We start from the raw sequence: 23488 nt of genomic DNA, 5'->3' as shown, positions 1-23488 counted from the left end.
CGGCCGTGCCCGAGCTTCCCGAAGTCGAGGTCGTGCGTGCCGGTCTCGCGAAGTACGTCACCGGCAGGACCGTCGTCGCCGCCGAGGTCCTGCATCCCCGCGCGATCCGGCGTTACGTGCCCGGCGACGCCGATTTCAGCGGCAGACTCGCTGGTCAGCGCATCGAGGCGGTGTCACGCAGGGGCAAGTATCTCTGGTTCGAGCTGAGTTCCGGCGACGCGATGCTCGGCCACCTCGGCATGAGCGGGCAGCTGCTGGTGCAGTCCGGCGACATCGACGACGGGCCCCACCTGCGTATCCGCCTGCGGTTCGCCGACGACGGCACCGAGCTGCGCTTTGTCGACCAGCGCACGTTCGGGGGATTCACCCTCACCGAGCTGGTCGACGTCGATGGCACCGCCGTGCCGGAGCCGATCGCACACATCGCCCGCGATCCGATGGATGCCCGGTTCGACCCCTCCCAGGTGGTCGTGCGGCTGCGTGCCAAACGCACCGAGGTCAAGCGCGCCCTGCTGGATCAAACGCTCATTTCTGGGATCGGCAACATCTACGCGGACGAGGCGCTGTGGCGCGCCAAGCTGCACGGCACCCGGCCTACCGGTCGGCTCGCGCCCGCCACGGCCACCCGATTGCTGCACGCCGCCAGCGAGGTGATGACGGAGGCCCTCGCGGCAGGCGGCACGTCGTTCGATTCGCTGTACGTGAACGTCAACGGCAGTTCGGGGTACTTCAGCCGCTCACTGAATGTCTATGGGCGCGAGGACGAGCCGTGCGGCCGCTGCGGCGCGCTCATCCGGCGGGAGAAGTTCACCAACCGGTCATCGTACTTCTGCCCACGCTGTCAGCCGCGTCCGCGGCGCGGCTAGCCGGGCCGCGGCTCACACGGCGAGTCGCGCTCGTCGTTGCGCAGCAAACCGCGCCACGTCGCGGATTGGGCGCGGTTGTCAGACATGTTGATCAACTGAACGTTAGAGGCTCGAACGTGGCGGTCTAGGCCGATCTACTGATCCCCGCCGCCATCGCCACCGGCTTGCGTGCCTTGGCTTGTCGTGCTGCCGCCGTCGGACGTGGTCGTGGTCGTCTCGGACGTCGTGGTCGGCTCAGACGTCTCGGTCGTGGTCGGGCTGGGGGAGTCGCTGGTCGACGTCTCCGTCGTCTCCGACGGGGGCTCCGAATCCGAGGTGGACGTCGTATCAGGGCTGCTGCTGGTAGACGTCGATGACCGCTCTGACGTCTCTGAACTCGTCGTGCTTGTAGAGTTCGTCGTGGTCGTCGTGGTCGTGCCATCGGGCCGGATGACCGTGGTCGTGGTGGTGCCGTCCGGGTTGGTCATGATCACCGTGGTCGGCGTGGTCGTGTTCCGCTTCGACGTCGCGAGCTCATCGGTGGACGCGGCGCCGCTGACGGTGACGTCACGTTGTTCGGGGCTCGCGTTGCCGGGGACAAGCTCCTCACCGTTCGAGGGGTCGGACGGCGCGCGTTCGTAGTCCTGCGTCGGGGGCGGGCTGGCGGTGTTCATGGTGGTGCCGGCGATGTCCGCGATGCCCGCGAAGGCGGTCGCGGTGATCAGGCCGCTCGCGACCAGCGCGAGGTATCCGGCCTTGCGGGACTTGGCGTCGCCGACGGTCGGGGGAGCGACGGTGACGCGCGGCTCATCGGCAGAGCCAGTCGGGGGCATACAGGCTCCTTGTTCCTGGTTATGCGGTCGGGGTCGCATCAGAACAGCTATTTCACGGAGGCGGTGCGAACTGTATCACTGAAGAGTGAGCCTGACACCTTTCAGTGCATCGTGGAGTGCGTACCTGACCTCGCAGGGTAATACGGCACCATGGATCTCGTGAGCGACGGACGTGAGCACGCTCGGCTAACCGCGTGGGTGCATGGCGCGGTGCAGGGTGTCGGTTTTCGCTGGTGGACGCGTAGTAAGGCGCTTGAGCTTGGCCTCGTCGGGCACGCGAGCAACCTCGCCGACGGTAGGGTCGAGGTCGTCGCGGAAGGACCGCATGATCACTGTGAGCGACTACTCGCCGCGCTACGCTCCGGTAATACACCCGGTTGGGTGGACACCGTGGTGGAGCGGTGGTCGGACCCCAAGGGAAACCTGTCGGACTTCACACAACGGTGACGTGCGGGACCGTTGAGGCCAGTGGTGCGGGAGAAACCCTCCTGCGGGTGAATGCGCCCTGACACACGCCGAGCAGTGCGAACCCCGTATCGCGCCGCCGGTACGATGTGTGGCTTGACGCGGACAACGAAGGGTCGTCACTTGTGCATCTGAAGAGCTTGACGATGAAGGGGTTCAAGTCCTTCGCATCGGCGACGACGTTGCGCTTCGAACCAGGCATCACCTGCGTCGTCGGCCCCAACGGCTCGGGCAAGTCGAACGTGCTCGACGCGCTGCGCTGGGTCATGGGCACCCAGGGCGCCAAGGACCTGCGCGGCGGCAAGATGGAGGACGTCATCTTCGCGGGCACGTCCGGCCGCTCGCCGCTCGGCCGCGCCGAGGTCACGCTCACCATCGACAACTCGGACGCCGCGCTGCCCATCGACTACACCGAGGTGTCGATCACGCGCCGGATGTTCCGCGACGGCGCCAGCGAGTACGAGATCAACGGCGACACCTGCCGCCTGCTCGACATCCAGGAGATGCTGTCCGACTCCGGTATCGGCAGGGAGATGCACGTCATCGTCGGGCAAGGGCAGCTGTCCGAGATCCTGCAGTCCAAGCCGGAGGAGCGCAGGGCCTTCATCGAAGAGGCCGCCGGGGTGCTCAAGCACCGCAAGCGCAAGGAAAAGGCGCTGCGCAAGCTCAACTCGATGCAGGGCAACCTCGACCGGCTCAACGACCTGACCGCGGAGTTGCGCAGGCAGCTCAAACCGCTCGGCAAGCAGGCCGAGATCGCGCGCAAGGCCCAGGTCGTGCAGTCCGAACTGCGCGACGCCAAGCTGCGGCTCTACGCCGACGACCTGGTCACTCAGCGCGAGGCCATCGCCAAGGACGAGGCCGACGAGGCACGGGTGAAGCAGCGCCGTGACGAGGTCGAGCAGGAATACGAGTCCGTCAGCGCGAGGCAGACCGAGTTGGAGGAAGCCCTCGCCGAGGACCAGCCCAAGCTCGCCGCGGCGCAGGACACCTGGTACAAGCTCTCCGCGCTGGCCGAGCGGCTGCGCGGCACTGTGCGGCTCGCCGTCGAGCGGCAGCGCCACCTCTCCGAAGAGGAACCCATGCCGTCGGGCGGCAAGGACCCCGAGGAACTGGAGATCGAGGCGGAGGAAGCCGCCGAGCGCGAGGCGGAGCTGACCGAAGAGGTCGAGCAGGCGCGGGCGGCGCTGTCCAGCGTGATCGAGCGTCGCGAGGACATGGAGCGGCAGGCGCAGGAAGCCGAACGGGCCCACATGGCCGCCGTGCGCGCCGTCGCTGACCGCCGTGAGGGCATCGCCAAGCTGTCCGGCCAGGTCGAGGCGCTGCGCAGCAAGACGGGTGCCACCTCGGAGGAGATCGACCGGCTCACCACCGCCATCGAGGAGGCCAGCGCCCGCGCGGAGACCGCCACCGAGGAGCTGGAGGAAGCCAAGGCCGCCGAGGGCGATCCGGATACCGACGACAGCGACCTCACCGAACGTCTCGAGCGGGCCATGCGCGCCAACGACGCCGCCAAGGCGCGGGTCGCGGAGCTGGTCGAGGCCGAACGCGCGGCCGAGCGCGAGATCGCCAGCGAGAAGGCGCGAGTCGACGCGCTCTCGATGGGGCTTTCCCGCAAGGACGGTGCTGGCGACCTGCTCAGCGCCACGGGACAGCTGCCTGGATTGCTCGGCTCTGTCGCCGCACTGCTCACGGTGGAGTCCGGGTACGAGGTGGCGCTGGCCGCCGCGCTCGGTCCCGTCGCCGATGCCGTCGCCGTGCGCTGCGGTGAGGATGCCTTGATCGCGCTGAAGTACCTCAAGGAGCACGAGTCGGGCAGGGCGTCGTTGCTGCTCGGCAGCGCCGTCGCCGACGTCGATACCGCGAGCTGGCCCACGCTGCCGGACGGCGCGCGCTGGGCGCGGGACGTCGTCTCCGCCCCGGAGGAGCTACGGCCCGCGGTCGAGGTGGCGCTGGAGAAGATGGCGCTGGTCGCAGACTTGCCCGCTGCCGAGGCACTGGTGCGCGACCATCCGGACGTTAGCGCCGTGACCAGTGAGGGTGACGTCCTCGGCACGCACTTCGCGTTCGGCGGATCCTCGCGCAGCGAGAGTGTGCTCGAGGTGCAGGCCGCCGTCGACGAGGCGGAGGACCGGCTGATCGAGGCGCAACGCTCGCTGGAACGCATCACCGCCGAGTTGGAGGGCGCGAGGGCCGAGCAGCAGGCTCGGCGCGACGATGTCGGCCAGGCCCGCGAGGCGATCTCCGAATCGAAGATTGACAAGGCGCGGGTCGCGGAGCGACTTGATCGGCTGCGCCAGGCGGCGCGCTCGGCGGAAGCCGAGGTGGAGCGCCTGCGGGTGCAGCGCGACAAGGTCGAGAAGAGCAGGCAGTCCGCGCTGGAGCAGCTCGCTGAACTGGAGGAACGTCTCAACGCCGTCTCCGATCAGCCTGTGGACGATGACCCTGACACGACCGAGCGTGACGAAGCCGCCGCCGCTGTCACCGAGATCCGGCAGCAGGAGATGGACGCCCGGTTGGCGCTGCGGACGTCGGAGGAACGGGCGCGCGGCATCGCGGGCAGGGCTGACTCGCTGCTGCGGGCCGCGCAGGCCGAGCGGCAGGCACGGGAACGCGCCGAGCAGGCCCGCATCGCCCGGCAACGCGGCGCGGAGGTGGCCGCCGCGGTGGTCGAAGGCGGCGAGGTCGCGCTGGAGCGCATCGAGGTGTCGCTGCGGCGTGCGGCGGCCGAGCGGGACGCGATCCAGGAGCAACGGCAGTCCCGCGAGGACGCGTTGGCGCAGGTGCGCACCAAGGCGCGTGAGCTGTCCGCCGAGCTGGAGAAGCTGACCAACGCGGTGCACCGCGACGAGGTGGTGCGTGCCGAGCAGCGGATGCGGCTGGAGCAGCTGGAGACCAAGATCGCTGAGGAGTTCGGCATCGGACTCGAGGATCTGGTCAACGAGTACGGCCCGGACCAGCCCGTACCAGCCAGCCCCGGTGAGATGGCCGAGTACGAAGCCGCGAAGGAACGCGGTGAGGAGGTCAGCGAGCCGCAGCCGATCCCGTACGACCGGGGCGAGCAGGAGCGCAGACTCAAGCGGGCGGAGCGCGACCTCGCGACGCTGGGCAAGGTAAACCCGCTCGCACTGGAGGAGTACGCCGCGCTTGAAGAGCGCTACAAGTTCCTGTCCACTCAGCTCGAAGACCTCAAGGCCACTCGCGAGGACCTGCTGTCGGTGATCTCCGACGTCGACAACAAGATCCTCGAGGTGTTCACCCAGGCGTACGAGGACGTGGCGCGCGAGTTCGAGACTGTGTTCGCGGCGCTGTTCCCCGGCGGCGAGGGCAGGATGGTGCTGACCGAGCCGGGCGACATGCTCACCACCGGTGTCGACGTTGAAGCGCGCCCGCCCGGCAAGAAGGTCAAGCGGCTGTCGCTGCTCTCCGGTGGCGAGAAGTCGCTGGTCGCGGTCGCGATGCTGGTGGCGATCTTCCGGGCGCGGCCGTCGCCGTTCTACGTGCTCGATGAGGTCGAGGCCGCGCTGGACGACACCAACATGCGTCGGCTGATCGGCCTGCTCGAGCGGCTGCGGGACAACTCGCAGCTGATCGTGATCACCCACCAGAAGCCGACCATGGAGATCGCCGACGCGCTCTACGGCGTCAGCATGGCGGGCGACGGCATCACCAAGGTGATCTCCCAGCGGCTGCGCTCCGGGGAGCCCGTCCCGGCGTAGGGAGCGGGCTCGTGTGCTAGGTCGCCGCCACGCCGCGCACGGCCCGGGACGGCACGTCGTACCCGGCGGCGGTGTCCTGGCGTCGTCGCACCACCGCCATCCCTGCCGCGCACGACCGGATGCGAGGATGGGTTTGTGATGAACAACCTCTGGTTATGGGTCATCCTCGTCGTCGTCCTCCTGCTGACGGTCGCGCTCGTCGCGGGATTCACGCTCGCCCGCAAGCGCAAGGTCAGCTTGCGCGAGGCGCGGCGCGGCGACGAGGGAGGCACCCCGTCTGGGCGGGGTTATAGCGCCGGTGGCGGTATCGCGCTAGCACCTGGCGGCACGGAACAGCGACAGAGCGGCACTCCGCCGGACCACCCGGTCGAAGACCGCACCGAGGTCGACGGCGAGCCCGGCGTCGGGGACGACGCTGCCGTGCCCCGCGACTCGGCGCGGCGTGGCATCGTCGACGTCACGCTGCCCAGCGAACAGCGGGCAGACGTCGAGGGCGCGGCGGAAGCCGACACCGAGCAGCCGTCCGCCGGGCCCCCGGCGGAAGCAACGGACGCAGAGCGGCCAACGGAGACCGCCCCGAAGGTCGACACGGCCCCGGAAGCCGCGCCCGAGCGCCCCACCGACACCGAGGCGCCTGAGCGCCAAGCGGCGCCGGAACCCGCACCGCAGGCCGTGCCCGCGCCCCTTGAGGAGATCGAACCGCCGTCGGGCAGGCTCGGACGGTTGCGTGGCAAGCTGTCGAAGTCGCGGTCGGCGTTCGGGCAGAGCCTCGTCGGGCTGCTCGGCGCGGGCGACCTGGACGAAGATTCCTGGGAAGAGGTCGAGGACACGCTGCTTGTCGCCGACCTGGGCGCGGCGACCACGACCGAGATCGTCACCCAGTTGCGCGAGGAGCTGCACACGCGCGGCGTGCGGTCGTCCGAACAGGCGCGTGCGGTGCTGCGGGAGGTGCTGATCAAGGCGCTGCACCCGGAGTTGGAGCGGTCGGTGCGCGCGTTGCCGCACGAGGTTGACGGGAGCAAACGACCCGCCGTCGTGCTGATCGCGGGCGTCAACGGCACCGGCAAGACGACCACGACCGGCAAGCTCGCTCGTGTGCTCGTCGGCCAGGACCACAAGGTCGTGCTTGGCGCGGCCGACACCTTCCGCGCGGCGGCCGCCGACCAGTTGCAGACCTGGTCGGAGCGCGTCGGAGCGGAGGTCGTGCGCGGCAAGGAGGGTGCCGACCCGGCTTCGGTCGCGTTCGACGCGGTCAAGCGCGGCACCGACGCCGGGGTGGACGCCGTCCTCGTCGACACCGCGGGCAGGCTGCACACCAAGACCGGCCTGATGGACGAGCTGGGCAAGGTCAAGCGCGTCGTGGAGAAGCAGGCCCGCGTCGATGAGGTGCTGCTTGTGCTCGACGCGACCACTGGCCAGAACGGCCTGATGCAGGCACGGGTGTTCGGCGAGGTCGTTGACGTCACCGGCATCGTGCTGACCAAGCTCGACGGCACCGCCAAGGGCGGCATCGTGTTTCAGGTGCAGCGCGAGCTCGGCGTCCCGGTCAAGCTCGTCGGCCTCGGCGAGGGGCCGGACGACCTGGCACCCTTCGAGCCGGAGGCGTTCGTCGACGCGCTGCTTGAGTGAGGCTCGCGTCGGTCAATCCGGCAGGGTCGGCATAGCGACGCCGGGGGAGCGCCCGAGCAGGGTGCCTCGGGTGATGGCCTCGACGCCGAAGCGCTCGCGGACGTGGTCCAGCACGGGATCGACGTCAACCCAGGAGTGGGTGTCGGCACACGTCCTGGCCTCGGCGTTCCAGAACGGTAGCTCCAGCTGCGCGGACGCCTCGTCGCTGAGGTTGGCCACCGCTACCCCGATCAGCGTTAGCCCCTGGCGGTCGACGCGTGGCATCACCTCCCGCAGCAGGTGCCGCACCGTGGCTAGCACAAGCGATGTCCTGGCGGTCGGCGCCGCCAGGGTGTGCGAGCGGGTCGCGCGCGTGTAGTCGTCGAACCGTAGCCGCAGCACCACGGTGCGACCGCGACGATCCGCCCGGCGCATCCGGCGACACACCCGTTCGACCAGCCCGGTCAGTGCGGCGTCGATGTCGTCGGACGTCTTCGGTGTCCTGCCCAGCGCGCGCTGTGCCCCGATCGACCCGCGCCGCTTGCGCCGCAGGACGGGACGCGGATCATGATTGTGCGCCAGCCGGTGGAGATGCCGTCCCGTCGTGGTCCCGAGCAGCGCCGTCAGCGCGGCCTCGCTGTAGCGGGCGACGTCCCCAACTGTGTGCATTCCCCGATCGCGCAGCCTCGCCTCGGTCACCGGGCCGACGCCCCACAGCTTCCCGACCGAAAGCCGGTGCAGGAAGTCCAGCTCGGCGTCCGGTTCGACCACCAGCAAACCGTCCGGCTTGGCCACGCCGCTGGCCACCTTCGCCAGGAACTTCGTGCGCGCCACGCCCACCGTGATCGGCAGCCCGACCCGCTCCCGCACCTCGCGTCGCAGCCGTGCGGCGATGTCGGTTGGGCTGCCCGCGATGTTCCGGAGCCCGGACACCTCGAGGAACGCCTCGTCGATCGACAGCCCCTCGACATGCGGGCTGGTCCGGTCGAAGACGTCGAACACCGCCTTGCTCGCCTCGGCGTACGCCGACATCCGAGGCGGCACGATCACCGCATGTGGACACAGCCGCCGCGCCTGTGCCCCGCCCATCGCGCCGCGCACCCCGTACGCCCGCGCCTCGTAGCTCGCCGCGAGCACCACCCCGCCGCCAACAAGCACTGGACGTCCCCGCAACGCGGGATCGTCACGCTGCTCGACCGACGCGAAGAACGCGTCCAGGTCGGCGTGCAGGATTGTTGCTTCACTCGGCCGTGCTGACACGAACACATGTTCGCATCAACCACCGACAATCCCAGGGGTCGCGCTCAGCTCGTCGTCAGCCGTTCGGCGCTGAGGTCGTCGAGCCGCACGGCGTTCTTCCCGACCAGTGACGAACCGAGCAGCGACTCCATCCCCGGCAGTACCGCCAGCCCTAGCATCACCCTGCGCGCATACACCCTGGCGCGTGATGTCGGCAGGAACCACTCGGCACCGCGACGTCCCGCAGCCTGCTTCTCAACGACGACGGGCCGCCAGTGCGTCTCGTACCGCCGTAGCGCTCCGGTCACCGACGACGCATCGGCCAGGCATGCCGCCAGCACGTACGCTCCCGCCATCGCGAGCGAAGCGCCCTGCCCCGCCAGCAGCGAGACCGCCTGGCAGGCGTCCCCGATCAGGGTGACCCGACCGGTACTCCACTGGGGGACGTCGACCTGCGCGACCTGGTCGTAGTAGACCTCGTGCGCCTCCGGCATCCGCGCCAGCGCGGTCGGCACGATCCAGCCGAGCGAGCCGTACTCCGCCCGCAGGAACGCCGGGATGTCGCCGGGTAGCGCGGGGTCGTCGCGGTAGTGGGTGGCGAACACCGCGACCGTGCCGTCGCGCAGCGCGTAGCAGCCCATCATCCGCCGCGACGTTTCCGTCAGCGCGAAGCTGTCGCCTAGTTGCGCGTGCACCTCGGGCGCGTCGAACGTGTACGCGGCGGTCTGCATCCCGAGATAGCGGAAGAACCGCTGTTCGTCGCCGAACATCATGCCGCGCACGACGGAGTGGATGCCGTCCGCGCCCACCAGCAGGTCGGCCTCGATGTCGCTGCCGTCCGACAGCCCGACCGCGACCGCGCTCTCGCGTTCATCGATCGCGGACACCGTGGTGGCGTAGCGCAGGTCGACCGCGTCGGGCAACCGCTCCCGCAGTGCCAGCTCCAGATCCGGCCGCATGATTGACAACAGCTTGCCGTCGACGGCGCGGGCGAACCGCTCGTAGCTGAGCCGCGCCCGTACGCGCCCGGCGTTGTCGACGAAGTTCGCGCCCGGCACGTCGTAACCCAGTTCGGTGAGCCTCGGCAGCAGGCCCATCCGCTCGGCCGCGTCATAACCGAGGCCGAAGAAGTCCACCATGTAGCCCGCCGTGCGCGGCGCTGGCGCGCGGTCGACGATCGTGACGTCCCAGTCGCGTTCGCTCAGCAGGTTCCCCAGGGCCAGCCCTGCGATGCCTGCGCCGCAGATCACCACTCGCATGTCAGTTCCCCTCTCTCGCGGTGAGCACGCGCAGCAGCACGGGTGACACCGCGCGTGCGGTCAGGTCCGGATGCAGCGCCCGGTGCAGCAGCAAGCCGTCGATGCTCGCCGCGAGCACGGCCGCCGTGTTCGCCGGATCGGGTGTGCCTATGCCGTCGAGCCAATGGGTGAGCCGGTCTCGGAAACCCGCCAGCACGTCGGCGAGGTCGGCGCGCAGCGCCTCGTCGCGCGTGGCGGCGAGATAGGTCTCAACGAATAGCAGCGACGTCGGGTCGGTCCCCGTGTAGTCGTCCAGCGCGCGCAGCATCAGGTCGAGGCCGGTTGCCGCGTCGGTCGCCTCGGTGAGCACGTCCTCGACCTCGGACACCGTTTCCCGCATCGCACCAACTGCCGCCACCCGCAGCAGCGCGGGCAGCGAGTCGAAGTGGTAGTGGACCAGTCCCGGGGCGACCCCTGCCCGCTCGGCGAGTTGCCGGGTGCTGACGGCGAGCCAGCCGCGCTCCGGGATCAGCTCGAGCGCGGCGGTGAGCAACTGCTGCCGCACCTGTTTGCCACGCTCCGCCGACGTGACCATGCACCCTCCTTGGACGATCGACCTGGACGACTGCCCAAACAGTAGCGCACGCGGGTGCGTGGTGTCGACAATGGAATGCGGATGGGCGCTCGGTAACGGCGACGGTGCGACCGGTCGCGATCAGTCGCGTGCTGGCAGGTCGCGGCGATAACACTGCTGTAACTCTTAGTGAGCACGTCGGCTGGCACTGGTGGCGTCGTGGCGGCGAGCGTGACTGAGCGTGGTGGCGAATGGGGGAGCGCGCGTGGTCCGGCAAGCGGCGTCATGAGTACGCCTGTGAACATGGGTGTTGCGATGCGGTTGCGGTTCACGCTTGGACGGGGCGTTACGGGCCCGTGAGCTCGAAACGTCTGATATGCCGATGTACCGTCGTGGAGAACCACGATAGGCGGAACTGGCATGATCCACTCGGTCCGTCTAACCTACCGGCCCGGGAGGTGTGTTCGTGGCCGCTATCAGAGCCGAAGGGCTCTACAAAGTGTTCGGCAGGCGCCCCGACGATGTGGTGCGCCAGCTGGACGAGGGCGCGAGTACGGAAGACGTCGTCGCCCGTGGCGCGACGCCCGCCGTGATCGACGTGAGCTTCGAGGTCCAACCCGGTGAGATCTTCGTCGTGATGGGACTGTCCGGCTCAGGCAAGTCGACGCTCATCCGCATGCTCAACGGTCTGCTGACGCCGTCGGCGGGACATGTCCACGTTGGAGACAGGGACGTCTCCATGCTGGGAGCGAAGGAGCTGCGCCAGCTGCGCTCCGAGGAAATGAGCATGGTGTTCCAGCACTTCGCGCTGCTGCCGCACCGGACAGTGTTGGAGAACGCCGCGTACGCGCTTAAGGTGCGCGGCTTCGACAAAGAGACTCGCGACGAGAAGGGACGCGACGCGCTCAACCTCGTTGGCTTGTCCGGCTGGGAGGACCGGCTGCCGAGCCAGCTGTCTGGCGGTATGAAGCAGCGCGTCGGTCTGGCGCGGGCGCTGGCGGCCGAGACCGACATCATGCTGATGGACGAGGCGTTCTCCGCGCTCGATCCGCTGATCCGTCGTGAGATGCAGGATCAGCTCATTGACTTGCAGCACCGGCTGAACAAGACGATCGTGTTCATCACGCACGATCTCAACGAGGCGATGCGGCTCGGTGACCGAATCGCCGTGATGCGTGCGGGCAGGATCGTGCAGATCGGGACGCCGGAGGAGATATTGCGCGAACCGGCTGACGACTATGTCGCCGAGTTCGTCAAGGACGTTGACCGCACCAGGGTGCTCACGGCGTCGTCGGTCATGGAACCGGTCACCGAGCAGGCTGGCTCGCACGACCAGTACGGCAGGGTCTCGGCCAACACGCTGTTGTCGGACGTGTTCGCGATGACCGAGCGCAACCCGCTGCCGCTGGCGGTTGTCGATGGCGACAACCGGACGCTGGGTGTCATCAACGAGCGCACCCTGTTGCACGCGATGGTCAGAGCTGACGAGGGACAGGCCCGGGAGCAGGAGGCCAGCCATGGGTGACATCAAGGCGTGGCTCCAGGCCATAGAAGAGTGGCGTCTCCCGCTCGGCCGGTGGGTCGAGCAATTCGTCGATTGGCTGACGGATACCTTCCCGGCGTTCTTCGAGTTCCTGTCCGACGTCTTGTTTGGTGGCTACGAGGCGCTGGCGGACCTGCTCATCTGGCCAATGGACGTCGTGATGATCCTGATCCTCGGCGTGCTCGGCGTGCTCGCGCGCGGCTGGAGGTTCGGCCTCGGCGGGACGGCCGCGTTGTTCGTGATCTCGCTGCTCAACTTGTGGGATCCCGCCATGGAGACGCTGGCGCTCATCCTCGGCTCTGTGGTCATCGCGACGGTGCTCGCTATTCCCATCGGAATCGCCGCGGCGCGCTCGGACATCGTCAGCAACGTCGTCCGGCCCGTGCTCGACTTCATGCAGACCATGCCCCCGCTGGTCTACCTGATCCCGGCGATCATCCTGTTTGGTGTCGGCGTCGTGCCCGGGTTGATCGCCACGATCATCTTCGCGATGCCGCCAGGCATCCGGCTTACCGAGCTCGGTATCCGGCAGGTCGACCAGGAGGTCGTCGAGGCGGGCCACGCATTCGGCAGTGCTCCCGGTGAGATCCTGCGGCAGATCCAGCTGCCACTGGCACGGCCGACGATCATGGCCGGCATCAACCAGGTCATCATGCTGGCGCTGTCGATGGTGGTGCTGGCCGGGTTCGTCGGTGCCCCCGGCCTCGGGCAAGAAGTGCTGTCGGCGATTTCCCGTGTTGAGATTGGTCCTGGGGCGGAGGCTGGCCTGTCCGTGGTGATCCTCGCGATCTACCTGGACAGGGTGACCGCAGCGCTCGGAACGGGGTCGGGCGCATCACCGGGCTCGGCTCTATCACGGTGGCGCACCCGCTTTGCCGGGCGCGTATCGGTCCGAGCAAGGACGACTAAGGAGGACACATGAAGATCAAGAGAACTACCCGTGCGATGCAGCTGATCGCTGGCCTGGCGGCGGCGTCACTGGTGCTCGCGTCCTGCGGTGACGATGGCGGGGACGGCACCGCAGGCGGTGGCGGAGGGGGTGATGGCGAAGCCGCGCTGGAAGGCAAGGACATCACCATCGGTGTGTTCAGTGGCTGGGAGGAAGGCATCGCCGCTTCCTACCTCTGGGGCCACATCTTCGAGGAGGCTGGTGCCGAGGTCAGCTATGAGACAGCCGACCCAGGTCCGATCTACGCGGGTGTCGCCCAGGGCCAGTTCGACGTCACGTTCGACGCCTGGCTGCCGGAGACGCACAAGGACTACTGGCAGCGCTTCGGTGACGACATGGAGGACTTGGCCACCTGGTTCGACGACGCACCGCTGACGATCGCGGTGAACGAGGACGCGCCGATCGACTCGCTCGAGGAGTTGAGCGAGAACGCGGCTGAGTTCGACAACGAGATCATCGGTATCGAGCCAGGCGCAGGGCTGACCCGGATCACCAAGGACCAGGTGATCCCGGAGTACGGGCTGGACAACATGAAGCTGGTGACGTCATCGACGCCGGCGATGCTGGCCGAGCTGAAGTCGGCGATCGACAAGGGCGAGAACGTCGTCGTGACCCTGTGGCGGCCGCACTGGGCGTACTCGGCATTCCCGATCAAGGACCTTGAGGACCCGAAGAACGCCCTTGGTGACCCGGAGGAGATCCACGCGCTCGGCAAGAGCGGCTTCAGCGAGGACTTCCCGACGGCCGCGGAGTGGATCGGCAACTTCAAGATGACCGACGAGCAGCTGAGCTCGCTGGAAGAGATCATGTTCAACCAGAACAACGGCGAGAAGAACGCCGAGTCGGTCGAGCAGTGGTTGGAGGACAACCCGGACTACATCGACCAGCTGAAGGCTGGCGAGCTCTGAGGTTCGCTCCGCTCTGACTCTGACGCGAACGGCCCCGTCCCTACGCTGAGGGACGGGGCCGTTCGTCGTTGGCCGGGTTAGTACTCCACCCGTTCGGCGTTGGCCAGCCACGCGTCGAACGGTGACCGGCTGTCCGGCAGCGACACCACGCGGACTGGCATCGACCATTCGGCGCGGGGCCGCTCGAGCATGTCGTAGAACGCGAGGTCGTCGAAGCCTGCCTTGGCCGCGTCGTAACGGTCGGCGGTGTAGACGACGCGGTCCACTCGCGCCCACAGCGACGCCGACACGCACAACGGACACGGCTCACACGAGCTGATCAGCTCGCAGCCGGTGAGGTCGAACGTGCCGAGCTTGCGGCAAGCTTCCCGGATGGCCACGACCTCGGCGTGCGCGGTCGGGTCATGATCCAGCGTGACTCGGTTGGTGCCGGTTGATACCAGTTGGCCGTCGCGCACGACCAGCGCGCCGAACGGCCCGCCGCCCGCGGCGACGTTCTCCCGCGCCAGTCGCACGGCCAACGTCAGCCAGCCGGAGTCGGAGGTGCCGGTGTCGGGCCCCATGTGGGGCACCGTCTCGGATCGCGTCATGTCGGTTCCTTCTCGTCTGGTGTTGCCGTGCCGTGCCGCCGATGCGGCACGGCACGGCAACGGGTTGGTCGGGTGGCTCAGCCGTCGATGCTTGCCTTGGCCGCCTTGCTCGCCTCGGCGGACTCCGGCTCCCGCTCCCGCACGATGTCGTTCAGCCGGGCGTTGGCGATCTTGGCGATCTCCACAAGCGCGGTCGCCCGCTCTTGCTCGGGTGGGTTGTGCAGCCGTGACTCCGCGATGTCCACGACTTCACTGGCCGACAGCCCACGCACGCAGATCACCAGCGGGAACCCGAACGTCTCTCGGTAGGCGTCGGTGATCTCGGTGAGCCGCTCGTTCTCGTCGGGGGGTAGCTGGTGTAGCCCCGCCGTGCACTGGTCGCGCAGCGATTCTCGCCCGAGCTGATGTTCGGCCAGTGCCGCGCCCGCCAGGTCGGGGTAGCAGCGGATGAGCTCGAGCTGTCGCTGCTGGTCGGCCGCGAACAGCGTGGTATGGAGCGCCCGCCGGAGCGCGTAGGCGCCGTCGAACGGCCGCTGCGACGCCGCCTCCTGCGCGATCCATTCGCCGCCCTGGAACACCGAGCCGATCCGCTCGGCGAACTCGGCGTCGCTCATCGCGTTGACGGTGTCGACGTCGACAGGCGCAGGGGGTGCGGCTGCCTTCTCGGTCTTTCGCTTGCCGCCGATCTCGTTGAACAACACGTTGAGCAAGATCGCGGACAGTGCCGCCATCGTGATGCCACTCGCGAAGATCATCTGCAACGCCTCGGGCAGGAACGAGTAGAACTCGGGGAACCCGACCGGGATCAGCGCGAACCCGAGGCTGGTGGCCAGGATGATGACGTTGCGCTCGTTGGTGAGGTCGGCGCGGCGCAGGATCTGGATGCCGACAACGGCGACGACGCCGAACAGCACCAGGCTCGCCCCGCCGAGCACCGGCTCCGGGATGGTCGCCACGACAGCGCCGGTCTTCGGCACCATCCCGACGATCATCATCATCACGCCCGCCGTTGCCACCACGAAGCGGCTGCGCACCCGGGTGAGCCGGATCAGCCCGGAGTTGGCGGAGAAACTCGTGTAGGGGAATGAGTTCAGCACGCCACCGATGGTGGTGGACAGCCCACCGCTGCGGATCGCCCGTGCGATGCCGTCCGGCCCGACCGGCTTGCGCACGATCTCACCCACGGCGAGCGTGTCACCGGTCATCTCCACACAGGTGATGATCATGACGATGATCATGGAGGCGATGGCGGCGCCACCGAAGGTCGGCAGTCCGAAGTGGAACGGCGTGATGACACCGACCCACGAGGACCCGGCGACGCTGCTGAAGTCCGCCTTGCCTGCCAACGCCGCGATCCCAGTGCCTATGGCGAGTCCGATTAGGACGGCGATGGTGGCGACGAAGCCACGGAAGAACCGGTACAGCGCCAGGATCAGCACCAGCGTCGTCGCGGCGAGTGCGAGGTTGGGGATGCTGCCGAACCGCGGGTCCTCGGGATTGCCGCCACCGGCTTCCATCGCCGCGACCGGCAGCAGTACCAACCCGATTCCGGTGATCACCGTGCCGGTGACGATCGGCGGGAAGAACTTGACGATCTTCGCGAAGAACGGCGCGATCACGAACGTGAAGACGCCCGCGACGATCACCGCGCCATAGATCTCCAGCAGGCCGGGCACGCTGCCGCCCTCGGCCAAGCCGATGGCGATCATGGGGCTGACGGCGACGAACGTGGTGCCCTGTACGACCGGCAGCCGCACGCCGATCTTCCAGAACCCGATGGCCTGAATCAGTGTCGCGATGCCGCAGGTGAACAGGTTGGCGTTGACCAGGAACGCGAGGTTCTGCTGGCTCATGCCGAGCGCACCTGCCACCAGCAGCGGGACGATGGCAGCGCCCGCGTAGAAGGTGAGCAGGTGCTGGGCGCCGTAGATGGTCATCTTGCCGACGGGCAGCACCTCGTCGACCGGGTGTTTCGGTTCTGCTGGGGGAGAGTTCTTTGCGGACTTGCCGAACATGGCCGCTCCCTGAATTGGGCGTGCGAGGGTGACGCGGAACGTCGCTGAGGACGCGCCGCTACGGTGTACCGGTGCCGTTACGGGGTACCGGTGATGTGGTGGGGTTGGACGGGGACCCGGGTCAGGTCGAGGCCCGTCGCGTTCCTGATGGCGGCGACGATCGCTGGGGTCGATGAGATCGTCGGGGGTTCGCCGACGCCGCGCAGCCCGTACGGGGCGTTTGGGTCGGCGAGTTCGAGCACGTCCACCCGCATAGGTGGCATGTCGAGAATCGTGGGGATGAGGTAGTCGGTGAACGACGGGTTGCGCACCGTGCCGCCGGACACCTGGATCTCCTCCATGACGGCGAGGCCGAGGCCCTGCGCCGAGCCACCGTGGATCTGGCCAACGACGGCGTCGGGGTTCATCGCCTTGCCGACGTCTTGGGCACAGTCCAGCTGCACCACACGGACCAGGCCCAGTTCGACGTCGACGTCGACCACCGCACGATGGGCGGCGAAGGCGTACTGCACGTGTGCGTTGCCTTGGCCGTTGTCATCCAGCGGATAGGTTGGCCGGTGCCGCCAGGTGACGGTCTCGGTGATCGCCTCGTCGCCCAGTACGTCGACGACGGCCGCGACCACGGTCTCGTCGGCGGAGACGATCTTGCCAGCGTGCAGCCGAAGCTGGTTGGCAGGCAGGTCCAGTTTCTTCGCGGCCTGCCGCAGCACCCGCGTGCGGACTTGCTCGCAGGCGGCCTTGACGGCGCCACCGGTGACGTACGTCTGCCGGGACGCCGAGGTGGACCCGCCGGAGCCGACGCCGGTGTCGGCTGGCTGGATCACGACCCGTTCCACGCCCAGCTCGGTGCGTGCGATCTGCTGCTGCACGGTGACCAGGCCCTGACCGACCTCCGCCGCCGCGGTGTACACGGTGGCCACGGCGTCGCCACCGTTCACCTTGAGCGTGACCTGTGCGGTCGAGTAGTCGTCGAAGCCTTCGGAGAAGCAGACGTTCTTGATGCCGATGGCGTAGCCGATGCCGCGTCGCACGCCTTCGCCGTGGGTGGTGTTGGACACGCCGCCTGGCAGCAGCCGCAGATCGTAACCGTCCTCATCGGACGCGTCCGGCTCTGCTGGCAGCGGCATCGCCTTGACCCGCTCAAGCAGCTCCTCGACCGGCGCCGCGGAGTCGACCACTTGCCCGGTTGGCATGGTGGCGCCCTCGTGCAGCGCGTTGCGGCGGCGCACCTCGACTGGGTCCATGCCAAGCTCGTCGGCGAGTTTGTCCATCTGGGACTCGTAGCCGAACGCGGCCTGCACCGCTCCGAACCCACGCATCGCACCGCACGGCGGGTTGTTGGTGTAAACGCCGTAGCAATCGACCGACACGTTGCGCACCTTGTACGGGCCGACGCCGAGCGTGGCGGCATTGGCGACGACGGCGGGCGTGCTTGACGCGTACGCGCCGCCGTCCAGGATGATCCGCGCCTTGACGTAGACCAGTTTCCCGTCGCGGGTGGCTCCGTGCTCGTAGCGCATCTTCGCTGGGTGCCGGTGCACGTGGCCGAAGAACGACTCCTCGCGGGAGTACATCATCTTCACCGGACGTCCGGTGTGCAGCGCGAACAGGCACGCGTGCGCCTGCATCGACAGGTCCTCGCGCGCGCCGAACGCGCCGCCGACCCCGGACAGGGACAGCCGCACCTTGTTGGCGGGCATGCCGAGCACCCGGCACAGCTGCTTCTGGTCGACGTGCAGCCACTGGGTCGCGATGTAGAGGTCGATGCCGCCATCGTCGGCAGGTACCGCGAGACCGGACTCCGGGCCGAGGAACGCCTGGTCCTGCATGCCGACCTCGTACTCGCCGTAGACAACGACGTCGGCGGTGGCGTCCGGGTCGCCCTTGCGGATCGGCAGGTGCCGCAGCACGTTGCCGCCCGCGTGCAGCGCGGGCGCGGTGTCGTCGAATACCGCGCGCTCCGGGTCGACAAGGGGCTCCTGCACCTCGTAGCTGACGACGATCTTGTTCACCGCGCGCCGGGCCGTCTCCGGGTGGTCGGCGGCCACGATCGCGACTGGCTCGCCCTGGTAGCGGACGACGTCACCGGCGAGCACCGGCTGGTCGGCGTGTTCCAGGCCGTAGAGGTTGTCGCCGGGGACGTCGTCGTGGGTGAGCACCGCGTACACGCCGTCGGTGCGCACCGCCTCGGTGATGTCGATGGAGCGGATGCGCGCTGACGGGTGCGGGCTGCGCAGCGTCGCGCCCCACAGCATCCCGGTCAGCCACAGGTCGGACGAGTAGGCGAACTCGCCCTTGACCTTCAAGGTGCCGTCCGGGCGTAGCGGGCTCTCGCCGACGCCGCCCGCGATGTCGGTGCCCAAGTTTTGGTCGGTGCGGGTGGGCGTGCTCATGATGTCGCCTCCTGCAACGTGCGGCTCGCGGTGCGCGCGGCACGGGCGAGCTCTGCTTCGTCCACGGTGGACAGATGGTCATGTTCGACGACGGTGCGGCCGCCGACCAGCAGCCGCGCCAGCGGCGGGCGCGGGCCGAGCACCAGCGCCGCCACGGGGTCGGCGATCCCGGCGTGGCCAAGGCCGTCGACGCGCCACAAGGCGATGTCGGCGAGCTTGCCTTGCTCCAGCGAGCCGATGTCGGCCTCGCGGCCGAGGCAGCGCGCGCCGCCGAGCGTGCCGAGTTCAAGTGCCTCGCGGGCGGTGAGCGCGGCCGGGCCGCCGCGCAGCCGAGCGACAAGGGCGGCTTGGCGCAGCTCGTCGCCGAGGGAGTTCTGCTCGTTGGACGCCGCGCCGTCGACACCGAGGCCGACCGGCGCGCCCGCGTCGAGCAGTGCCCGCACCGGGGCCATGCCCGCGCCCAGCCTGGCGTTCGACGTCGGGCAGTGCGCGACGCCGGTGCCGGTGGTGCCGAGTCGCTTCACGGCGGTGTCGTCGAGATGCACACAGTGCGCCAGCCAGACGTCGTCGCCAAGCCAGCCGAGGTCGTCGATGTAGTCGATGGGGGAGCGGCCGAACTGCTCGCGGGCGAAGTTCTCCTCGTCCAGCGTCTCCGCGAGGTGGGTGTGCAGCCGCACGCCCTTGCGTCGTGCCAGCTCGGCGGTCTCCCGCATCAGTTCGCCGGACGCGGAGAACGGCGAGCACGGTGCCACCGCGACCCGCACCAGCGCGTCGGATGACGGGTCGTGCCAGGTGTCGATGGCGGCCTCGGTGGCGGTGAGGATGCTGTCGCGGTCCTCGACCACCTCGTCGGGCGGCAGTCCGCCCGCCGACTTGCCCAGGTCCATCGAGCCTCGGCACGGGTGGAACCGCACGCCGACCCGCAGGGCCGCGTCGATCTCGGCGGCCAGCAGATCGCCACTCTGGTCGGGAAAGACGTAGTGGTGGTCGGTCGACGTCGTGCAGCCGGACTTCGCCAGCCAGCCCAGCGCGGCGTCCGCCGCGGCGGAAGTGATGTCGGCGTCGATCCCGGCCCACACCGGGTAGAGCGTGGTCAGCCAGCCGAACAGCGTCTCGTCCTGCGCCAGCCCACGGCTGGCCCACTGGTAGAGGTGGTGGTGAGTATTGACCAGGCCGGGGGTGGCCAGGCACCCGGAACCGTCGACGTACTCGGTGTGCTCGGCTCGCCCGGTGGCCCCCTGCGCCTCCGGTGCCCTGCCTGGCCCGACCGCGGTGATCCGGCCGTCCTCGACGACGACGTGGCCGTCACGGTACTCCGTGCCCGCCGGGTCCACCGTCGCGACGGCGCAGCCTTCGATGACCGTGCGTGTCATTCCAGACCCGCCTTCGCCTGTGCGGCTGTGGTGGCGGCCTGCCGTACCGCGTCCAGGATCTTTTCGTAGCCGGTGCAACGGCACAGGTTACCCGCCAGTGCTTCGCGGATCTCGGGGTCGCTCGGGTGCGGTTCGCGTTCCAGCAGGTCATGGGTGGCGACCAGCAGGCCTGGCGTGCAGAAGCCGCACTGCACCGCTCCCGCGTCGAGGAATGCCTGCTGCACCGGGTGCAGCTCGTCGTCGGAGGCGAGCCCTTCGACGGTCACGACGTCCCGGTCCTGGGCCTGGCCTGCCGCGACCAGGCACGCGCACACCGGCGTGCCGTCGAGATAGACCGTGCACGAGCCGCATTCGCCTTGCTCGCAGGCATTCTTCGAACCGGGAAGTCCCATCCGCTCGCGGAGCGCGTAGAGCAGGCTCTCGCCCTCCCAGACGTCGTCGATCTCCTGCGGCTGGCCGTTGACGGTGCACTTCACGCGCATGTCCTCACCCGCTTCCTGCGGTAGTCGGTCCACGCCCAGACGAGCGTCCGTCGCGCCATCACGGACAGGGCGTGCGTGCGGTAGTCGGCGGTGCCCCTGACGTCGTCGATCGGTGACGCCGCCTCGGCGACCAGCGCGCCGAAGCGGGAGACGGCGGCGGGGTCGAGCTCGGCGCGGGAGTCCCAGCGGCCGGTGTCGGACAGCTCGGCGGACAGGAACTCCTCGGCCTTCGTGGCACGGCGCGGAGTGGGCGCGGCCGAGCCGAACGCGGCGCCTACCTTGCCCGTGCTGGGATGCAGCGCCAGCCCGAACGCCGTCACGGAGATGACCATGGCGTTGCGGGTGCCGATTTTGGTGAACTGCTGCGGACCGTCGGCTGGCGGCACCAGCACCGCCGCGATCAGCTCGTCGTCCGCGAGCGCGTTGCGCTTGACGCCGGTGTAGAACTCGGTGATCGGGATATGCCGCACCCCGCGCGCCGAGTGCGCCTCGACCACGGCGTCGTCCGCGAGCAGCGGCGGGTGCGAGTCCCCGGCGGGCGACGCCGAGCCGAGGTTGCCCGCGACGGTGCCCCGGTTGCGGATCTGCGGCGAACCGACCGTGCGGGACGCCATCGCCAGGCCGGGCAACTGGTCGGCCAGGTCGGCGATCAGCCGGGTGTAGGTCACGCCGGCGCCGATGCGCAGTCGGTCGCCGTCGGCGGACCAGTCGGTCAGCTCGGCGATGCGCGTCAGGTCGAGCATGAAGTCCGGCCGGGTGGCATCGAAGTTGATCTCCACCATGACGTCGGTGCCGCCCGAAATCGGCAGCGCGCCGGGGTGCTCGGCCTTGGCGGCCAGCGCCTCGTCCCAGGTGGCGGGTCGCAGGAATTCCATCGCCATCACCACGCCAGGCCCGGCTCGGGGGCGGTGTCCTGGACGACCGTGCCTTCGATCAGGCCGTAGGGACGGTCGGCCGCGAAGAACACCTCGTTGTCGTTGCGCAGCCCGAACGGCTCCATGTCCACGACGAAGTGGTGCTTGTTCGGCAGCGACAGCCGGACCTCGGCGATCTCGGGGCAGTGCTGTAACACCCGCTCGCCCATCGCGTAGAGCGTCTGCTGCAACGACAGGCTGTACGTCGTCGCGAACGCCTCGGTCAGGTGCTTGCGCACCGCGTCGTACGACTTTCCCCAGTCGCTGTCGGCGTCCACGTGCCGCCACTGCGCGTTGACAGCCGTGGCGAGGACGCGGTCGTGCGTCTCGGGCAGCGTGGTGTAGCGGTCCTTGGGGTAGCCCCAGAACTCCGAGTCGGTCGTGTTGAGGACGACCAGGTCTTTCAGCCCGGACACCACCCACGCGCGCTCGCCGTCCGTGGTGGCTGAGTTGTCGACGGTGACCATCGCGGTGCGCGTCTCGCGGCCGGTGCGCTGGAACGAATGCGGCGCGGGGGAGCTGTCGACGTCGATGCGCTCCCAGCCGTACTGCTCGATGGTGACGCGGGCGCGGTGGATCGGCTCCTGCGTGCCGACGAAGTGCCGCGCGAGCTTCAGCCCGAAGTCCTCGATCTCGCCGACGCCGTGCTCCTTGGCGAACGCGAACACGGTGTTCTTCTGCGTGTCGGTGGGCAGCACCTTGGCGTTGTCGCCGGTGAGGTGGGTGTCGGCGAGGTCGCCGGACAGTGCCGTCGAGACGTTGAGGTCGACGATCTCGTGCGCCTCCGCGCCCCGGGTGACGTGCACCAGGCGGGTCTCGGCCTTGCCGTACTGGTTCGCGCCAAGCTGGATGGTCATGGGTCAGCTCCCTCGGTAGGTGGAGTAGGCGAACGGGCTGAGCAGCAGCGGTACGTGGTAGTGCTCGGCCGGGTCGGTGACTTGGAAGGTGACGACGACCTCGGGGTAGAAGGTCCGCGCTCCGGCGAAGTACGTCTCGGTATCGAAGACCAGCCGGTGCACGCCCTCGGGTGGCCCGTCGGGGACGAACTCGCGGACCCGGCCGTCGTCGTCGGTCGTCGCCTCGGCGACCGGGATCCAGCCGTCCTGCTTGCGGGTCTCCAGGCGGACCGGCACCCCGGCGGCGGGACGTCCCCGCGTGCTGTCGAGGACATGGGTGGACAGACTCATGAACGCACCAGCTTTTCCAGTCGCAGTCGGTTGATCTTGCGGAGTTCTTCGCGCACGACGGCGCGTTCGGTCTCGGGGTCGTTGCCGATGCGCTCGCGCAGCTGGGCGAGCATCTCCTCGGCGGACAACCCGGTGGCACAGATCAGGAACACCCGGCCGAACCGCTCCTCGTAGGCGGCGTTTCCCTTGGCCAACTCGGCGCGCACGTCATCGGACGCGCTATGCGTGCCGGACTGCTCCTGCCGTGACCAACGCTCGCCCGAGGTGTCCCCGATGCGGGGGTGTCCCGCGATGGCCTGCTCGATGTCGTGGTCGGTGAGCCCGCACACAGCGTCGTCCGACGTGTTCAGCAGATCATCCAAAGATCGATAGGGCCGGTTCGCGGTCACCACGTCCACCCACGCCGGGGCGGAGCAGCAGCGGACAACGGCGTCGCGCGCCGTTTCGGGGTCGGCGTTGTTGAGCCAGGTCAGCGACGGGTCGTCGCGGTCGGATGTGAGCTGCGCCATAGCAAGAAGTACACCAAGCCCCTACCCCGTGCGACCAGTGGCAGGAGGCATGAAAGACCAGCCTGGTTGCGGCGCTGGCGTTGTAGGATCATCCAAAGCGTCTG

General features: G+C 68.8%; 20 protein-coding genes. 7 read left to right on the top strand and 13 right to left on the bottom strand.

Annotated elements, in window-relative coordinates; all coding sequences use genetic code 11:
• Positions 1 to 5: 5 nt before the first annotated feature.
• Positions 6 to 866 (top strand): bifunctional DNA-formamidopyrimidine glycosylase/DNA-(apurinic or apyrimidinic site) lyase, encoded by an 861-nt coding sequence (gene mutM / locus ACFQGD_RS22315; protein WP_345404064.1) that lies wholly within the window; start codon positions 6 to 8, stop codon positions 864 to 866.
• A gap of 134 nt (positions 867 to 1000) precedes the next feature.
• Here mutM and ACFQGD_RS22310 read toward each other — a convergent pair whose 3' ends face one another.
• Positions 1001 to 1678 (bottom strand): hypothetical protein, encoded by a 678-nt coding sequence (locus ACFQGD_RS22310; RefSeq protein WP_345403906.1) that lies wholly within the window; start codon positions 1676 to 1678, stop codon positions 1001 to 1003.
• 150 nt (positions 1679 to 1828) lie between these two features.
• On the opposite strand from ACFQGD_RS22310, the gene ACFQGD_RS22305 reads away from it, so the two are divergent.
• The 3 genes from ACFQGD_RS22305 (at position 1829) to ftsY (ending at position 7491) form a co-directional block, all read left to right on the top strand.
• Positions 1829 to 2125 carry an acylphosphatase gene (locus ACFQGD_RS22305; RefSeq protein WP_390183319.1) on the top strand — a complete coding sequence of 99 codons (297 nt, stop codon included), beginning with the start codon at positions 1829 to 1831 and terminating at the stop codon, positions 2123 to 2125.
• Positions 2126 to 2268: 143 nt separating this feature from the next.
• Positions 2269 to 5862, top strand: a complete 3594-nt coding sequence (gene smc / locus ACFQGD_RS22300; protein ID WP_345403900.1) for a chromosome segregation protein SMC — start codon at positions 2269 to 2271, stop codon at positions 5860 to 5862.
• 138 nt (positions 5863 to 6000) lie between these two features.
• On the top strand, positions 6001 to 7491 hold the full coding sequence (gene ftsY, locus ACFQGD_RS22295; protein WP_345403897.1) for a signal recognition particle-docking protein FtsY: 1491 nt from the start codon (positions 6001 to 6003) through the stop codon (positions 7489 to 7491).
• A 12-nt stretch (positions 7492 to 7503) separates the two neighbouring features.
• On the opposite strand, the gene dinB is transcribed toward ftsY, so the two are convergent.
• Genes dinB through ACFQGD_RS22280 form a run of 3 tightly spaced genes read right to left on the bottom strand, consistent with a single transcriptional unit; the run spans position 7504 to position 10542 of the window.
• Positions 7504 to 8736 (bottom strand): DNA polymerase IV, encoded by a 1233-nt coding sequence (dinB, locus tag ACFQGD_RS22290; RefSeq protein WP_345403894.1) that lies wholly within the window; start codon positions 8734 to 8736, stop codon positions 7504 to 7506.
• A gap of 38 nt (positions 8737 to 8774) precedes the next feature.
• On the bottom strand, positions 8775 to 9968 hold the full coding sequence (locus ACFQGD_RS22285) for an FAD-dependent monooxygenase (protein WP_345403891.1): 1194 nt from the start codon (positions 9966 to 9968) through the stop codon (positions 8775 to 8777).
• A 1-nt stretch (position 9969) separates the two neighbouring features.
• Positions 9970 to 10542, bottom strand: a complete 573-nt coding sequence (locus tag ACFQGD_RS22280) for a TetR/AcrR family transcriptional regulator (RefSeq protein WP_345403888.1) — start codon at positions 10540 to 10542, stop codon at positions 9970 to 9972.
• Between the two features lie 439 nt (positions 10543 to 10981).
• On the opposite strand from ACFQGD_RS22280, the gene ACFQGD_RS22275 reads away from it, so the two are divergent.
• Genes ACFQGD_RS22275 through ACFQGD_RS22265 form a run of 3 tightly spaced genes read left to right on the top strand, consistent with a single transcriptional unit; the run spans position 10982 to position 13921 of the window.
• A complete protein-coding gene (locus ACFQGD_RS22275) occupies positions 10982 to 12046 on the top strand; it encodes a quaternary amine ABC transporter ATP-binding protein (protein ID WP_345403885.1) in 1065 nt (354 codons plus the stop codon).
• Positions 12039 to 12986 carry an ABC transporter permease gene (locus ACFQGD_RS22270; RefSeq protein WP_345403882.1) on the top strand — a complete coding sequence of 316 codons (948 nt, stop codon included), beginning with the start codon at positions 12039 to 12041 and terminating at the stop codon, positions 12984 to 12986. Before ACFQGD_RS22275 ends, ACFQGD_RS22270 begins: the two co-directional genes overlap by 8 nt.
• Positions 12983 to 13921, top strand: a complete 939-nt coding sequence (locus ACFQGD_RS22265; protein ID WP_345403879.1) for a glycine betaine ABC transporter substrate-binding protein — start codon at positions 12983 to 12985, stop codon at positions 13919 to 13921. Before ACFQGD_RS22270 ends, ACFQGD_RS22265 begins: the two co-directional genes overlap by 4 nt.
• Before the next feature lie 77 nt (positions 13922 to 13998).
• Here ACFQGD_RS22265 and ACFQGD_RS22260 read toward each other — a convergent pair whose 3' ends face one another.
• The 9 genes from ACFQGD_RS22260 to uraD (ACFQGD_RS22220) form a co-directional block, all read right to left on the bottom strand.
• Entirely contained in the window at positions 13999 to 14484 is a 486-nt protein-coding gene (locus ACFQGD_RS22260) for a nucleoside deaminase (protein ID WP_390183322.1), read from the bottom strand.
• Positions 14485 to 14588: 104 nt separating this feature from the next.
• Positions 14589 to 16526, bottom strand: a complete 1938-nt coding sequence (uraD, locus tag ACFQGD_RS22255; RefSeq protein WP_345403874.1) for a 2-oxo-4-hydroxy-4-carboxy-5-ureidoimidazoline decarboxylase — start codon at positions 16524 to 16526, stop codon at positions 14589 to 14591.
• A 77-nt stretch (positions 16527 to 16603) separates the two neighbouring features.
• On the bottom strand, positions 16604 to 18919 hold the full coding sequence (pucD, locus tag ACFQGD_RS22250) for a xanthine dehydrogenase subunit D (protein WP_345403870.1): 2316 nt from the start codon (positions 18917 to 18919) through the stop codon (positions 16604 to 16606).
• Positions 18916 to 20292, bottom strand: a complete 1377-nt coding sequence (locus ACFQGD_RS22245; RefSeq protein ID WP_345403867.1) for an 8-oxoguanine deaminase — start codon at positions 20290 to 20292, stop codon at positions 18916 to 18918. The genes pucD and ACFQGD_RS22245 overlap by 4 nt, the downstream gene beginning before the upstream one ends.
• A complete protein-coding gene (locus ACFQGD_RS22240) occupies positions 20289 to 20774 on the bottom strand; it encodes a (2Fe-2S)-binding protein (protein WP_345403864.1) in 486 nt (161 codons plus the stop codon). Before ACFQGD_RS22240 ends, ACFQGD_RS22245 begins: the two co-directional genes overlap by 4 nt.
• Entirely contained in the window at positions 20765 to 21649 is an 885-nt protein-coding gene (locus ACFQGD_RS22235) for an FAD binding domain-containing protein (RefSeq protein ID WP_345403861.1), read from the bottom strand. The genes ACFQGD_RS22240 and ACFQGD_RS22235 overlap by 10 nt, the downstream gene beginning before the upstream one ends.
• Positions 21650 to 21654: 5 nt before the next feature.
• The gene (gene pucL / locus ACFQGD_RS22230) at positions 21655 to 22545 is read right to left on the bottom strand and encodes a factor-independent urate hydroxylase (protein ID WP_345403858.1); all 891 of its coding nucleotides are present in this window, start codon (positions 22543 to 22545) and stop codon (positions 21655 to 21657) included.
• Positions 22546 to 22548: 3 nt separating this feature from the next.
• Positions 22549 to 22875 carry a hydroxyisourate hydrolase gene (uraH, locus tag ACFQGD_RS22225; protein WP_345403855.1) on the bottom strand — a complete coding sequence of 109 codons (327 nt, stop codon included), beginning with the start codon at positions 22873 to 22875 and terminating at the stop codon, positions 22549 to 22551.
• Positions 22872 to 23384: a 2-oxo-4-hydroxy-4-carboxy-5-ureidoimidazoline decarboxylase gene (uraD, locus tag ACFQGD_RS22220; RefSeq protein WP_345403852.1), complete on the bottom strand. Its 513-nt coding sequence runs from the start codon at positions 23382 to 23384 to the stop codon at positions 22872 to 22874. Before uraD (ACFQGD_RS22220) ends, uraH begins: the two co-directional genes overlap by 4 nt.
• Positions 23385 to 23488 lie beyond the last annotated feature (104 nt).

It is taken from the genome of Haloechinothrix salitolerans (assembly GCF_042662605.1).
Lineage (GTDB): Bacteria > Actinomycetota > Actinomycetes > Mycobacteriales > Pseudonocardiaceae > Haloechinothrix_A > Haloechinothrix_A salitolerans.
The sequence above is the reverse complement of the archived record's forward strand: the minus strand, read 5'-3'. Positions and strand labels throughout refer to the sequence as shown.

Bases quoted from the DNA above. Each gene is read 5' to 3' on its own strand.
- ACFQGD_RS22310 (WP_345403906.1), bottom strand. From the start codon at position 1,678: ATGCCCCCGACTGGCTCTGCCGATGAGCCGCGCGTCACCGTCGCTCCC.
- ACFQGD_RS22305 (WP_390183319.1), top strand. From the start codon at position 1,829: ATGGATCTCGTGAGCGACGGACGTGAGCACGCTCGGCTAACCGCGTGG.
- ftsY (WP_345403897.1), top strand. From the start codon at position 6,001: ATGAACAACCTCTGGTTATGGGTCATCCTCGTCGTCGTCCTCCTGCTG.
- ACFQGD_RS22285 (WP_345403891.1), bottom strand. From the start codon at position 9,968: ATGCGAGTGGTGATCTGCGGCGCAGGCATCGCAGGGCTGGCCCTGGGG.
- ACFQGD_RS22280 (WP_345403888.1), bottom strand. From the start codon at position 10,542: ATGGTCACGTCGGCGGAGCGTGGCAAACAGGTGCGGCAGCAGTTGCTC.
- ACFQGD_RS22270 (WP_345403882.1), top strand. From the start codon at position 12,039: ATGGGTGACATCAAGGCGTGGCTCCAGGCCATAGAAGAGTGGCGTCTC.
- ACFQGD_RS22265 (WP_345403879.1), top strand. From the start codon at position 12,983: ATGAAGATCAAGAGAACTACCCGTGCGATGCAGCTGATCGCTGGCCTG.
- ACFQGD_RS22260 (WP_390183322.1), bottom strand. From the start codon at position 14,484: ATGGGGCCCGACACCGGCACCTCCGACTCCGGCTGGCTGACGTTGGCC.
- uraD (WP_345403874.1), bottom strand. From the start codon at position 16,526: ATGTTCGGCAAGTCCGCAAAGAACTCTCCCCCAGCAGAACCGAAACAC.
- pucD (WP_345403870.1), bottom strand. From the start codon at position 18,919: ATGAGCACGCCCACCCGCACCGACCAAAACTTGGGCACCGACATCGCG.
- ACFQGD_RS22245 (WP_345403867.1), bottom strand. From the start codon at position 20,292: ATGACACGCACGGTCATCGAAGGCTGCGCCGTCGCGACGGTGGACCCG.
- ACFQGD_RS22240 (WP_345403864.1), bottom strand. From the start codon at position 20,774: ATGCGCGTGAAGTGCACCGTCAACGGCCAGCCGCAGGAGATCGACGAC.
- ACFQGD_RS22235 (WP_345403861.1), bottom strand. From the start codon at position 21,649: ATGGAATTCCTGCGACCCGCCACCTGGGACGAGGCGCTGGCCGCCAAG.
- pucL (WP_345403858.1), bottom strand. From the start codon at position 22,545: ATGACCATCCAGCTTGGCGCGAACCAGTACGGCAAGGCCGAGACCCGC.
- uraH (WP_345403855.1), bottom strand. From the start codon at position 22,875: ATGAGTCTGTCCACCCATGTCCTCGACAGCACGCGGGGACGTCCCGCC.
- uraD (WP_345403852.1), bottom strand. From the start codon at position 23,384: ATGGCGCAGCTCACATCCGACCGCGACGACCCGTCGCTGACCTGGCTC.